Origin of the sequence: Leptolyngbya sp. PL-A3 (genome assembly GCF_039962325.1) — a bacterium.
Taxonomy (GTDB): domain Bacteria; phylum Cyanobacteriota; class Cyanobacteriia; order Elainellales; family Elainellaceae; genus Vacuolonema.
This window is the reverse complement of the sequence record NZ_JAMPLB010000027.1, coordinates 59245-72782: the sequence shown is the minus strand read 5'-3', so window position 1 is coordinate 72782 and position 13538 is coordinate 59245. Positions and strand designations below refer to the sequence as shown.

The 13538-nt window shown below is 44.2% G+C and carries 9 protein-coding genes; 1 reads left to right on the top strand and 8 read right to left on the bottom strand.

The window, feature by feature from the left end; translation table 11 throughout:
• Window positions 1-242 precede the first annotated feature (242 nt).
• From NDI52_RS19650 to NDI52_RS19615, 8 genes are all read right to left on the bottom strand, one after another.
• Window positions 243-935, bottom strand: a complete 693-nt coding sequence (locus NDI52_RS19650; RefSeq protein WP_242046007.1) for an antibiotic biosynthesis monooxygenase — start codon at window positions 933-935, stop codon at window positions 243-245.
• Entirely contained in the window at window positions 925-1161 is a 237-nt protein-coding gene (locus tag NDI52_RS19645; protein ID WP_199330965.1) for a hypothetical protein, read from the bottom strand. The genes NDI52_RS19650 and NDI52_RS19645 overlap by 11 nt, the downstream gene beginning before the upstream one ends.
• A gap of 267 nt (window positions 1162-1428) precedes the next feature.
• Window positions 1429-1647 carry a hypothetical protein gene (locus tag NDI52_RS19640; RefSeq protein ID WP_199330967.1) on the bottom strand — a complete coding sequence of 73 codons (219 nt, stop codon included), beginning with the start codon at window positions 1645-1647 and terminating at the stop codon, window positions 1429-1431.
• Window positions 1648-2064: 417 nt separating this feature from the next.
• On the bottom strand, window positions 2065-2814 hold the full coding sequence (locus tag NDI52_RS19635; RefSeq protein WP_190775734.1) for an SDR family oxidoreductase: 750 nt from the start codon (window positions 2812-2814) through the stop codon (window positions 2065-2067).
• A gap of 266 nt (window positions 2815-3080) precedes the next feature.
• Window positions 3081-3647, bottom strand: coding sequence for a thioredoxin domain-containing protein (locus tag NDI52_RS19630; RefSeq protein ID WP_190775735.1), 567 nt, complete (start codon window positions 3645-3647; stop codon window positions 3081-3083).
• A gap of 389 nt (window positions 3648-4036) precedes the next feature.
• On the bottom strand, window positions 4037-4666 hold the full coding sequence (locus NDI52_RS19625) for a response regulator transcription factor (protein ID WP_190775736.1): 630 nt from the start codon (window positions 4664-4666) through the stop codon (window positions 4037-4039).
• Window positions 4663-10635, bottom strand: a complete 5973-nt coding sequence (locus NDI52_RS19620) for an AAA family ATPase (RefSeq protein ID WP_190775737.1) — start codon at window positions 10633-10635, stop codon at window positions 4663-4665. Before NDI52_RS19620 ends, NDI52_RS19625 begins: the two co-directional genes overlap by 4 nt.
• Before the next feature lie 366 nt (window positions 10636-11001).
• Window positions 11002-11307 carry a hypothetical protein gene (locus NDI52_RS19615; RefSeq protein WP_190775738.1) on the bottom strand — a complete coding sequence of 102 codons (306 nt, stop codon included), beginning with the start codon at window positions 11305-11307 and terminating at the stop codon, window positions 11002-11004.
• A gap of 915 nt (window positions 11308-12222) precedes the next feature.
• Here NDI52_RS19615 and NDI52_RS19610 point away from each other — a divergent pair.
• Window positions 12223-13119 carry a sulfotransferase family 2 domain-containing protein gene (locus NDI52_RS19610; protein ID WP_190775739.1) on the top strand — a complete coding sequence of 299 codons (897 nt, stop codon included), beginning with the start codon at window positions 12223-12225 and terminating at the stop codon, window positions 13117-13119.
• The last annotated feature ends 419 nt before the right edge of the window (window positions 13120-13538 follow it).

The window sequence follows — 13538 nt, the reverse complement described above, 5'->3', positions numbered from 1 at the left end:
GTAACGTCAGAAGAATCAACAGTTTTCATAGCCAGGTCTGCCGCTAAGCAAAACTGAAACGTATAGAGCTATCTACAGCTCAGTTCATCAAGCAGCCTAAAACTTATCCAGTTATGCTCTAAATCTGTGGATGAGGTGTGGTAGAAGAGACACTTCGTGCCCCTTCTACCACACCTCATCCATAGAGACTCTAGAGTGACGATCTGAGCTGTCCTACTTGACTGAGAATGGCTACTAGCCTTTTATGGGGAGGGGTAAAGCCATTTATAAAACAGCTTAGTTAAGCGTGGCATGATGATGTATGTAAGTAGGAGGACACTAAATCCTGTGCTAATGAGTTGTTTGAGGAATATAGGAAATTCAGACAATAGGGGTGACAGCACACGGATTGGGATAGTCTGAGTGAGAAACACTCCAACCCAGGTCACTAATACCATCTTGTGACGCGGCGGTGGAACCTTCAGCCTGTTTGGAAGCATAAACCAGGTTTCCAAACCAGTCAGGGTTTGAATAGCTTCAGGCTTTTCAAGCATCGGTTGTAATCGCGCCATCCATTCCTTCCGGATGGTGGATTCCATCCAGGCTTTGAGATTGCTGTACTGATCAAACTTAACAATTGCCACATACTCAGGATGAACATGATCCCAGGGGCGAATTACATTGACTCCTAAATATCCTTTAAATTTTTGGGCGGCTGTAGTAATCCCATGCAACCACTCTTCATAGCCCAGTTCGCGTCCTGGGCGAACCATGTGAGAAATAATAGCAGTTACCTGCTGAGTTTCTTTATCTGTACCAAGTGCCAGGGGTTCGAGCATAGAAGATAACCTCAGTAAGCGATCGCTACTTTTGAGGCATTGTACGTTAGCGATCGCCTTTCCAGCAGTGCAGTTCTGGAGTTGTTGAGTTTGGAATACGGCTTGCTTACCTGGCAAACAAGTCTTTGCCTGCTAAGGCAGTAGCCACGCGTGCTACATTCGCACCATGATATTTGGCAGCTTCCAACCTCTGTTCTGTCACGCCTGTCTGCTCCATATATTCTCCCGCTGAGCGCCCGTAAGGCCCCCATTGCAGACCACCAAGAGGATAGCCTGGTGTGATTTTGGGTAAAGGTACCATCACCATTCCCAGTTCAGCAAAGTTATTTAACAGCGCTAGCATGGTTAGCCAGCACCACCCCCTGCATTACCATAACCACCACCCGTCGCGAAGACAGCCCCCACTTTCCCAATAAGGCTATCTCTCACCCAAAGGGGGCCGCAAACCTGATCAACAAATTTTTTCACGCGCCAATCTGGACTTCCCATGTGGACAGGGGAACCCCAATAAAGGCAAAGATAGGGGCTACCAGAATGAGCACAATCTCACCAATATCTTGCAGGAGCGGGTTCTCTTTATAGGTAGAGCGTTAATGCCGCAAAAATCCACCTAAGCCAACGAGAATAAAGCCTGTTCCTGGAAGTGTGGCGATCGGTGTGAGTCCCAGATTGATGAAGCATCCCTCACAAGCGACACCAGACCAACAAAGAATCCATAAATGCCCAGCGTGAGTAGCTCCCACCCTAAGGCTAGTGCCAGCGAAGTTCCGACAAACAAAATGCCCAGCCGCCAGGTTATCAGCATGAGTGTAACGTAATCGATAAACATGAAAGAAATCTCTTGCGAATGATTGGTCTTATTAGGATTATCCTTTTGTTAATTAAGGGCCAGTGATCTGTTGAACTACCGTCAAACGATCTGGATATCATGATTGTGAAATGGCAATCATCCGCTATCCAGACCAAAATCATGTTCAAAGCAAGCTCGCAGATTGTCCTTTTTGATTACGCAACGTGAGAAAAATCAACTTCTTGTGCAGGGTTGCTGCATCAAGATTCGGTCGTTTTCATACACCTCTAAAACCCCAACTTGTGGGTCATCCAGCGTACCGGTCCACCCCCAATACTTATAAGTTCCATCCCGAAACCTATACACTTGAACGCCTTCTAGTGCTTGGCTAGTTCCGTCGCCTAAACTGAGATTACCAATAGGATGGTCGCACGATAAAGCAGTTCACCGAATGCTTCAAATTTGTACCATACCGCCGTCAACAAATAGTTCGATGCCATTCACAAAGCTGCTATCATCTGAAGCAAGAAAAACAACCGCTTTGGCAATCTCATCGGGTGTACCCACTCGCCCCAGCGGAATGGTAGCAGCTTGGCTATCTATAAATTCCTGCACCTGCTCATCGCTCAATCCCAAGTGGTCGTAACCCGGTGTTGGGACCACGCCAGGGCTAATGGCGTTAACCCGGATTTTGCGTTCTTTCAGATCAAGCATCCAATTACGGGCGAACGACCGCACAGCCGCTTTAGTCGCGCTGTAAACGCTGAAGGCTGGAGTGCCTGTGGTAGAAGCAGTCGAGGCATTCAGAATAATAGAAGCACCTTCTGGCAACAGAGGCAGTGCCTTCTGTACCGTAAACAGTAAACCTTTGACGTTTGTGTTAAACGTTTTGTCAAAGTGTTCTTCGGTGATTGATCCCAGAGGGGCAATCCCTCCACCTCCAGCATTAGCGAAGAGCACATCAAGGTGTCCTTGCTCCTGCTCAATTGTGGCAAACAAGTGATCGAGATCTGTCATCTTGGAGGCATCACTCTGGACACCCGTGATGTTTTTACCGATCGCCTCCACAGCAGCATCTAGTTCAGCTTGGCGACGGCCTGTGATGAAAACATAGGCACCTTCAGCAACAAAATGTTTGGCCGTGGCAAGACCGATACCGCTGGTACCGCCAGTGACAAGCGCAACTTTTCCTTCTAGTTTTCTCATAGTTATGGTTTCTCTTTGGGATGGGGTTAGTAGATATCTGAGAGGCTGTTTAAAGACCAGCTTTTCATCAGACTTTCAAACAGCCTCTGATGCATTGGGAGGGAGAATGGCCAGGCTATAGTGGGAGCACAGGCGATCGGCCTCTGGATGTCCTATATAAAGGCATTCGCAACTCGTAGTTCTTCCATTCGATGGAACTTAATTCGCCATTGACTGCGTAAAATTTAGATGCTTCCCCCACTTAAGCAATGGTTTTAAGTGAAAAGTTAGGATTCATGGCTTGCGGTCGTAATAGCCGAAATCAAGTGTGTAGTATCCCACTGACCTATATATCGCATTCCATTAATAAACAATGCTGGAGCGTCTAATATTCCGCTACTTAGTCCACCAGCGATATCTGCATTAATACGATCAACATGGACTTGTTTAGATATATCTTGCAGAAATTGGCAAATATCAAGTCCTAGATAATCAGCATACTCCACCAGATAGCCATTTCCCAATTCTTGCTGATGCATGAACAACATATCGTGCATCTGCCAAAACTGACCTTGTACGGCCGCAGCTTCCACCGCTTCTGCGGCTTTTTGTGCTTGAGGGTGAATTGAACCCTCAATAAAGTGACGAAATACCACACATATCTCATTCTCTCTAGAAAGCACAGAAGCGAAGTATTGCTGAATTATCTGAATTAATTGATGTATTTTTTTACACTCAAGACATTGATAATTTCCATATTCTACAAGTACAACAGGTGCGTTCAGCAGTCCCTGGTAGTGATCGTCTTGTGAGGGTGGAACAAAGAGGTGATAAGGATCATTATTTTGATTCATCGAACACTCTGGTAAAAGGGTTCTTATGACACAAAATGATTGTCATGAGTCATATCTGCAATTTCTTCTGTTGCAACGTTCAAACCTCACCCTGATATTTGTATAGCATTAGCTTATAAAGTTGATGCTCCTTTGTCGCCAACTTAGAGTTGAGCGTTTAAAGGACCAAAAGAACAAGCATGACCTATAGCTACAACCAATCCTCCACTGAACTTAAGTTTAGTTCTGTAACGCTCTGCGGGTTGGTTCAGTATGAAGGGTGGGGCTATACCACCATTTTTATACTAAACGCGGTTACATGCCACCCTATAACGCTTCTGTATGCTTTTCAAAATATCTTTGAGATGTAGGGTGGGCATAGCCTATATCTCAAAAATTATTTGGGATTGCTATAACTTGGCGATCCCTCGCTTCAAGGCTGTAACAACGGCTTGAGTTCGATCGCTCACTCCTAACTTACTCAAAATTCGATTGACATGGAATTTGACAGTACTCTCGGTAATATTCAAAGTCGTACCAATGTCATGGTTACTTAAACCATGCACCATCAGAGCAATAACTTGCGATTCACGATCGCTCAATTCTGGGTTGTTCATCCGCTGCACAAGCTTGGCCGCCACGTCGGGGGGAATATACTGCTGTCCTTCATGAACAGTATGAATCGCATTAATTAGTGCATCTGGTTCGACATCCTTGAGCAAATAGCCTTTAGCTCCAGTACATAATCCACGATAGATATCTTCATCACCATCGTAAGTCGTGAGAATAATGATGCGGGCATCAGCAAACTCTGTACAAATTGCCTCTGTTGCATCCACTCCGCTCATCTGTGGCATTCGTAAGTCCATTAAGGTGACATCGGGCTGATGGTTTTGAAATAGAGCGATCGCTTCCCGTCCATTCCCCCCCTGCCCCACCACCGTCATATCCGGTTCATTTTCAATCATTGCAGCAAGCCCTTGCCGAACAATAGCGTGATCATCAACAATCAAAACACGGATGGCTACAGACTCGTTCATGTTCCTGCCTCCCGCTGCAAAGATACGACTATTTCTGTGCCTTTCCCCAGTTGACTCTCAATGGAGAACTGTGCTCCGATATGCTCCGCTCGTTCAGTCATACTCAGTAGGCCAAACCCCTGCCTCAAAGTGATAGTGTTGGCTTCAAATCCTCGTCCATTGTCTCTAATTCGTAAAAAGCATGATATTTGTTCGTAGACTAATTCAATGCGAATCTCACTCGCGTCAGCATACTTAATTGCATTCGTAAATGCCTCCTGTGCAATTCTCAATAAATTATTCTCAGCTTCAGGAGGTAATACATAGGGTGTACCCAGAATCTCATAAATCAAGTGAGTTTCAGTTGAAGATTGCATTATAGATACAAATTGCTCCAGTGCCGCCCACAGGGTACCATCCTCTAAGAGTTGAGGACGCAGTGCTGCCACAGAACGTCGAGCTTCTGTCAGGCCATTGCTAGCTAGGTCACGCACTGTCTGAATATGCGCTTGTATGGCTTCTGGGTTGGTTGCCACTAATCGGGAAACGGCTCCCATATGAACCAGAATCCCTGTAAAGGCTTGCGCCAACGTATCGTGAATTTCACGGGCCATGCGGTTGCGTTCTTCTAAAATTGAGGCTTGCTGAGCACGTTTGCGATCGCCAATGTCTGTAATCAAACCATAAAACCCTCTCACTTGAGTTTGGGCATCAAAATCAGGAATAAAGGTCGCACTAATTTGCTTTTTACCGAATGGATAGGGCAACTCTGTTTCTAGAGTTACCGTTTGCCCTGCAAACACTTGATGAATATACGGCTCAACCATTATATAAACCGTTTCACCTAGAAGTTCACGAATAGGTTTACCCAGGATCTCATCTCGGCTCTGGTTAAACCAGTCTTCATAAGTTTGATTGACAAACCGATAGCGCTGATCTGCATCTACATAGCTTATACAGACGGGTAGAGCGTTTGTGATGAGCCGTAGCTCCTGTTCTCGATCGCTTAGTGCAGCTTCGCTTTGCTGTAAAGCGGCTGTCCGTTCGGTAACCTGTTGCTCTAAAGTGCAGTTGTAATCGGCTAATAACTTCTCTGCTCGCTTGCGTTGGGTAATATCTTGAGAAGCAGTAATCGCATAGGCAATACTTCCCGTCTCATCAAACACGGGTGTACTGGAAATTTGGACAAAAATTGTTCTATTGGATAGGCGAACTTCGATATCGTCTACCGTTACAACCTCTCCTGCTAGAGAACGAAAAATGGGCAATTGGGCAGTAGGATATAACTGATGCGTTCCAGCTTTATAAACTTGATGGATTTCAGGAATTTGCTCAGGTGGGGTTTCCGTTAGAAGATCGGCTTTGTCTGTTAAGTGACGGGTTGCTCGATTAGCATAGGTAATGCGCCCTGTAGAATCATGAACCGTAACCCCGATCGGCATTGCATCAATAAACTGCGTCAGGCGGTTTTCTCGCTCCTTGACTTCGGCATAAAGTTTAGCGTTGGCAATGGCGATCGCTGCTTGCCCTGATAAAAATTGTAGAATTTTGATGCGATCGTTACTAAACGCTCCAGCCGACAGATTATTTTCTAAATACACAATGCCACTTAATTTGCCTTGAGTGAGAAGTGGCGCACATAGGATTGACTGAGGTTGATGCGCTCTAATGTAAGGATCAAGGGTAAATTTTCCCTCACGACTAACATCATTCAAGACCAAGCTTTTCTCTGTCCGGATAACATAATTAATAATGGCTGTAGGGAGACAACTCTCTGCCAGAGAACACTGCAATATTCTGATGGCATAAGCGTTCTCAGAGGTATTAGAAATCATTTCACAGGCGGCTTCAACTTTCCATTCCCCAGCTTCTTCTAAAATTAAAAATCCTGTTTGTGCACCAGCATTCTCAATGAGAATCTGCATCAAGGAGCGGAGTAACTGCTCTAATTCAATCTCACTTGAAATTGCCTGGGATGCTTTTAGTACCGCCGCTAGATCAAAAGCAGTATCTGAGTTTTTAGAAGTAGTTTTAGAGGTTGTGCGAATTGATGTGTCAGCGATGCCGGGTGACTGAGGAAAGAACTGTGGATAGCCGATCTCTAAATCCTTCACCTTGGCCGTTGCCCCCCACCGCTCGTAACAATAGTGTGCTTCTTTCATGTAGGTTTGGGCAAACTTTTCTCGACCACGAGACAGGTAGAATTTTGCAGCTAACTCATAAGCTAAGGCTTCTTCTTGAAGGTACTCATTGTCTCTAGCTCCTTGAATCGCTTGTTCATAAAACTCTTCTGCCTCAAGTAGCTGGCCCAAAACTCGTGCTTGCTCTGCCTCAACCAGGTAATATTTATGCAAACAATTCATGGGTGCAAAATGGGCCCATTGCTTCATTTTCTGCTGATTAATCGTAACTCGCTTGAGGATGTTCTTTTGCTCTTTAGCACTGCTTTCATAATACGCTGTGAGTCTTGCTAGAGAATCATAGTAGTGGTATACGGGAATGCTTGGCGTTACTCTTACTTGGCTCAAATGGCTATCTGCTCTAACTGAGTTTTTAATAGCTTCAGCATACTCAGAAAACAGGTAACATAGAATAAGTTTGCTGAGGGATCCCAAAAAAATTGAGATTCTATTCAGTTCGTGTTGGGGTTGTTTACGCTCATCATAGGCTTCACCAATGAGATGGGTTGGGGTAATCGAGCGCCCCATCAAGTTCAGGACAGTCTGCTGTAGGATTTGAACATGAATGAGTGCGGTTTTCTGTTGAACTTGGCGGCGAATCGCTTCGGCATATACTCCCATTTCCTTTTCAAGCTCGACGAGTTCCTTACCGACGATAAAGCCTTGGAGACAATAAGCATAAGCACCATAGACAGCAAACTCTAAATCTCCAGTTTCCAGTCCACTTTGATAAACTTCCAGCAGTGGCTCCGCTATTTTTCTAACATGCTCCTTCCAGTGGGCAATGAAGAAATTGATAATGAATAGGGTTCGCGCTTTTAATGTATAAGTATGGGGCTGCGATAATAGCCTGTAGGCTAACTGTCCAAACTGGTAACCAGACTCAATATCATCAGCCATTCCACAAAGGACTAGTCCACCAAATTTGGCATAAATATAGGGAGATATAAACGTATTGCCATACTGAATAGACAGGCTAATCTGTTTAGATACAAGCAAAGGCACTAAATCAGGAATAGCAAAATAGACAGAAATCGTAATTCTTGATAGAATTCGTATCGCCGCCAACTGGCCCGGTTCAGTCATTTCTGGTAGATGGATAAAATCCTCAATTGAGGTTTTACTGAAATAAGATGTAACGCTACTTAGTGCATGCTGGATATCTAGCGGGCTTGGCTTTTCAGGAAACCTGATTCCTAGTTGCTGCAAAGCTTGTAATGCTGTATTGATTGATTCCAATAACCGATTCTGCGCAAAGGCAGTTTCAATTCTGACTTCGTAAACTTTTACGGTATCGAGAACCGTTTTAGCTTCTTGCAGAACGATCGCAAACCAACGTTCCACCTGTTCAAAATCACCACATAAATATGCGACTTCTGTCGTTTCTAACGCTAGTGCTAAAGCCAGGTCATAGTTCGTTTTCCAGCTAGATGCTGCCAGCCATGCGCATCCAATCGCCAAATATTCTTGAGCCATACTGTGGGCGATCGCTGCCTTTGCTTTCTGCCCTGCCATCAAGTTTAATCTGGCAATTTCATCTCGTTCAGATTGATCATTGATTAACTCAATTCCATAATTTAAATGATCGACAATTTCAAACAATCTCTCTAATATCGGTTCTGGCAATGTTTTTTTCAGGAGACTACGACCAATTTGAAGATGAACCACTTGTTTCTGCGGCTCATCAATCAGGGCGTATGCTGCTTGCTGGACGCGATCGTGCAGGAATTTATAGTTCTGAACCATTAGGCTTTCATCTAATGCAGAGATCGGTAAAATTAATCCTGCTCGAGCGGCTACCACTAAATCTGAAAAAAGTTCATGAGCAGGTGCCTCACAAACCATGGAAAGCGTATCCAGCCTAAATTCATTCCCAACACATGCTGCTAACCGTAATGTTCGTTTTACTGATTCTGACAATTTGCCTAATGCGTTTGTCATCAGCACAACAACATTATCTGTCATGTTCTTTGCCTGAATCTGCTCAATATTCCATTGCCAATTTCGACGATCGACATCAAACGCCAGGCAATCTTCTACATACAGCGTTTTCAAAAACTCATTTACAAAGAAAGGATTGCCCTCAGTTTTACGTAACACTAGCTGAGTTAAAGTACAAACAGTATCGGTGTTGTGATGCAGCGTTTTAGCGATCAACTGCTTCAACGGTTCTAGCGTCAGAGGTTCTAGAACAATCTCTTGCAGCACAGCTCCCTGTTGCCGGAGTTTCTCCAATGTTAATGCGAGGATATGCGTGGGATAAACTTCATTATTCCGATAGGCTCCAATCAGGAATAGGGATGGAGTTTGCTCATCTAACAACATCAACTCGATGAGCTTTAACGTAGCCGAATCTATCCACTGCAAGTCATCTAGGAAGATCACCAGAGGGTGTTCTGCTGAGCAAAACACTCGAATGAAGTGCTGAAAGGTTCGATTAAATCGATTTTGAGCTTCCATTGCCCCAATTTCTGAAACAGGCAGCTGCTTGCCAATAATCAGCTCAATTTCCGGAATCACATCAATAATGAGTTGCCCGTTATTACCCAATGCAGTGAGTAGACGCGATCGCCACTGTTGCACCTGTTCTCCAGGTTCACCGAGCAGTTGTTGCACTAACTTTTGCAAGGCAGACACGATCGCACTGTAGGGAATATTGCGCTGAAGCTGGTCAAACTTACCCGCGATAAAATAGCCACGTTTTGCCGTAATGGGCTTGTAGAGTTCCTGTACGAGTGCTGATTTGCCAACTCCAGCATACCCAGACACCAACATCATTTCAACATTCAACTGAGGCTTACTTATGCCTTCATCCGGTTGACTGTTTTCACTAACATTGCCCTTTGCGACGACTCTCTCAAATGCTGCCAACAATGCAGCAATCTCTGCTTCTCGCCCATACAACTTCTGGGAAATGTGAAATTGCTCCGAAACATCATGCAGCGCAAGCTGAATGCTGCTAACTTGATTGGTTTCTGCTAATTGTTCCGCAAAGATTTCTAAGTCTACTTTGATACCCCAGGCACTCTCATAACGATCCTCAGGATTTTTCGCCATCAATTTGAGAATCATCTCTGAAACAGGATGGGGAATCGCAGCATTCAATTCGCAAGGAGGAATGGGTGATTTGGCAATATGACAATGAACGAGTTCAAGAATATCAGTAGTAGGGAATGGCAGTTGCCCAGTGAGCAGTTCGTAGAATGTCACACCCAACGAGTAAAAATCGGTGCGGTAGTCGAGCAATCGGTTCATGCGTCCAGTTTGCTCTGGGGACAGGTAAGCAAGCGTTCCTTCTAAGCCATTCGGGCTTCTGAACGTAGGATTGATGCGATTAAATTGAGTGGCAATTCCGAAGTCAATGAGTTTGACAACACCCGTATTGAGATTAAGAACGATATTGCTAGAGTTGATATCCTTATGGATAATATTGGCAGCATGAATTCTACCTAAGGTATCGGTAATGGCAATCGCCAATTCCAGAAAACTGGATAAAGACATCGGGTAGAAGCCCAAGTGTGTCTTCATCCAATACTCCAAAGATTCCCCACCAAAGTCTTCGAGGAAGATAGCAAGAGTACGCTGATAATCCTGCTGGCTGTAAGCCTTGACTACACCTTCCAGGTCGAGAGAACGAGTAATTTGATATTCTTGCCTGTAGCGGATGAGCTCTTGAGGAGAGGGGTAATCTTGCTTGAGCAGTTTGATGACGATCGCTCGGCCATCTTGCTCTCTAATACCCCGATATACCAGAGATGCTGAACTCTCATAGAGTTTGCTTTGGATGGTAATTCCAGAGAAGGTAACCATAGAATTCCTTCCAAATCATCCTAATGAGCTATGCCATCATATTGTATCGATCCCGATGGAATTCTGGGAGACTCATTAACGCGACGATCTATAGCGCTTTGCGCTTGAATCAGCTACGGTTGTTTTTATGAGAGCCGCACTCCGCGTGGCTCTCATAAAAACAACTAGATTTTAAGCGTTTGAAAAGTGCTGTAAGTAGCTCAACTCACATCTTGCACCCTTTAAAACCAAAACCCAGAAGGGCTATTGCACCGCCGTAAAGTGACGGTGCAATAGCCCTTCTGGGTTTTGATACATAGGGTTGAGTGTGCGATCGCTCCATGACCGCACACCCCGCTAGCCTTCGAAAGGGCGAAATTTTACTCTCTAGTTGTCGTCTACCAGATTTTGTAATTGGTGTTCAACGGCAGTAATAAACTCGCTATCTTGCAAAGTAGCTTCTGATAAATAACCCGATGCGATCGCCGCATGGATCACTTCCTCAGCGGTAATAGAACCAGAATCTACTCCGGCTTCCAGGGAAGCATAACCTGGAATTCCACCCTGGGTTAACCGACCTTGGTAGGCAAGATTAACCACGTTAAATGAAGATAATTCAGTTTCAGCCTTTGCAACCGAAGTAAAAGCGACAGACAAAATTATGGCGAGGAAAGATGATGCAATGTATTTCATAATGTTAGATCCTTGTAAATCAAAGGTTGATGATGTGTGATTAGACAATGCTCAATGACGAATGGGATCATTTCCTACTAACTTTTGTAGTTAGAATTTAATGATGATGACAAATTCGTTATCTTACAACGTGACTCTGATGAGTGATCCAGTGCGATTGCATTCGAAATATACCCGCTTAGAAAGCCGGGTATTTGGGGCGATCGCACCATAGACATGCAGCAAGAAATTCACTTGTTAGTGTTCTCTACGATCAAGCACTTCGGTCAAAAGAAACTTTCACAGCACAAAGTAACTACTGTGGGTTGTATTTATAATTCCTCTTGCTTGAACGGGTTGAACTAACTTTGTTAATTCCTTTAGCTTTAGTCTATAGAATTCATGTTGCTTTGTCGCCAACTCAGAGTTGAGTCATCAAAGCAACAAAAGATCAACTGCGAACCATCTCGATCAACTAATTCTCAACCGAACTTAAGTTCAGATGGCTTTGCATTGAATGACGAACCTCGGTAAGGTAACCTTAACTCTTGGAAAATATAGCCATAGCCTCTGCTGGGAGCTGAAGTGGGCAATTGCAAGCTGATTTATTCTCGACCAGGCAACGCAGCTTTCTCTGCCGATACCAGAGATAAGCTGGTTGTGCCTCAAAGAAGTGTAGGCTGATAAACTAGGAACGGAGATATTTGGGTCTCCTAGCGATGCAATATCCCTAGATAAAACGGATTGCTACCAGTGTTACAGCAATGGGTGATTAGCTTATGAAGGGGACAAAGGATACAGCAACAGAATAGGCTAGATTTGCTGTGGATACTTAAGTTTCGTGATAATTTGCGCCTTACCCTACACTTCTTTGAGCCAAAATCGCCTCTCCCAACTCATTAAGATTGCTATACTTATTGTTTTCTTCAAACCTTTATGATCGGTTCCTCAACACCACTATCGAGTCACCGCACAACACCCCTCATTCTCTTTATGCACATTCCTAAAACAGCGGGAACTACGTTGGGATGCATTATGGTCAGGCAATACGGCAGAAAAAGCGTTTTCTCCTGCCACCCAGATCGCAATCTGCTTGGCTGTACTCCTGAAGACTTCAAACAATTATCTGCAGAAGAACGCCTGCGTTACAACGTAGTATGGGGCCATTTTGATTTTGGCCTAGAGCGGGACATCGAAGAGCCTTCTACTTATATCACGATGCTGCGTGAGCCTGTCGATCGAGCTATTTCTCACTACTACTATGCTCGCAAGCGAAAGGATCACTATCTCCATAAAAAGATCACGAGTGAGAAGTTAAAAGTTAAGGAATATATTGTAAACGGTATTTCTCAAGAAATGGATAATGGTCAAACTCGAATGCTGGTTAAGAAGGGTGGTTGGGATATTCCTTTTGGAGAGTTACCTCTTGAGTTTCTAGAACAGGCCAAACAGAACTTACAAGAAAACTTTGCAGTAGTTGGCACTACAGAGCGATTCGATGAAACTTTAGTCCTTGCTAAGGAGATTTTTGGATGGACAATGCCTCTCTATCTTCGCTGGAATATCGGCGATACTCCAGCAAGACGAGCGAATCTATCTTCTAATGTTGTTGAGGCGATCTACCAACATAATGCCTTGGATGTAGAGCTTCACCGTTATGCTAACGAACTTATGGATCAGCTAATTGCTAAAGAAGTACCCTATTTCAAACTCAAACTAGTCTTATTTCGTACCTTGAACCGGCTCTATACTCAGTTTTTTAAGGTCAGTCGATCATTCCCAAAATCCTGGCGAGAAAAGCTTGATCGTCGTTTCTTCCAGATCATCCGGTAGGACTCCTTCCTCCATTTTCACTCTGGTTGAAGTGTAAGTTGTTCTATTGTGTCTCAGCAATTTTCATTTTGGAATCCAGCCCGAAAATAACCCGCCGAAGGCGGGCTATTTTCGGGCTTCAAAGCTGAGAGGTCGTGCCCGAAGGGCACGACCTCTCAGCTTTGAAGCTCATACTGAGAATTGCTGATTGTGTCTTTATAAATTTTACTTTTGGCCTCGATTCTATTACAGCGGTGACAAAACCCAAAAAGGACCTCTGAGTTTTGGTTTTACCAGGAAGATGTGAGCTTCACTAGTTCTAATCATCAGAAGCTCTTTGAGGATTGCTCAAGGAGTAATTCTACTGTACGAAGTGTACAAGAAATTTACTCCTTAAACAATTCTCAAATGAGCTAACGAATTGGCTTTTGTAGATGATG

Coding starts and splice junctions, on each gene's coding strand:
- NDI52_RS19620 (WP_190775737.1), bottom strand. CDS start 10,635: ATGGTTACCTTCTCTGGAATTACCATCCAAAGCAAACTCTATGAGAGT.
- NDI52_RS19635 (WP_190775734.1), bottom strand. CDS start 2,814: ATGAGAAAACTAGAAGGAAAAGTTGCGCTTGTCACTGGCGGTACCAGC.
- NDI52_RS19630 (WP_190775735.1), bottom strand. CDS start 3,647: ATGAATCAAAATAATGATCCTTATCACCTCTTTGTTCCACCCTCACAA.
- NDI52_RS19615 (WP_190775738.1), bottom strand. CDS start 11,307: ATGAAATACATTGCATCATCTTTCCTCGCCATAATTTTGTCTGTCGCT.
- NDI52_RS19640 (WP_199330967.1), bottom strand. CDS start 1,647: ATGTTTATCGATTACGTTACACTCATGCTGATAACCTGGCGGCTGGGC.
- NDI52_RS19610 (WP_190775739.1), top strand. CDS start 12,223: ATGATCGGTTCCTCAACACCACTATCGAGTCACCGCACAACACCCCTC.
- NDI52_RS19625 (WP_190775736.1), bottom strand. CDS start 4,666: ATGAACGAGTCTGTAGCCATCCGTGTTTTGATTGTTGATGATCACGCT.
- NDI52_RS19645 (WP_199330965.1), bottom strand. CDS start 1,161: ATGCTAGCGCTGTTAAATAACTTTGCTGAACTGGGAATGGTGATGGTA.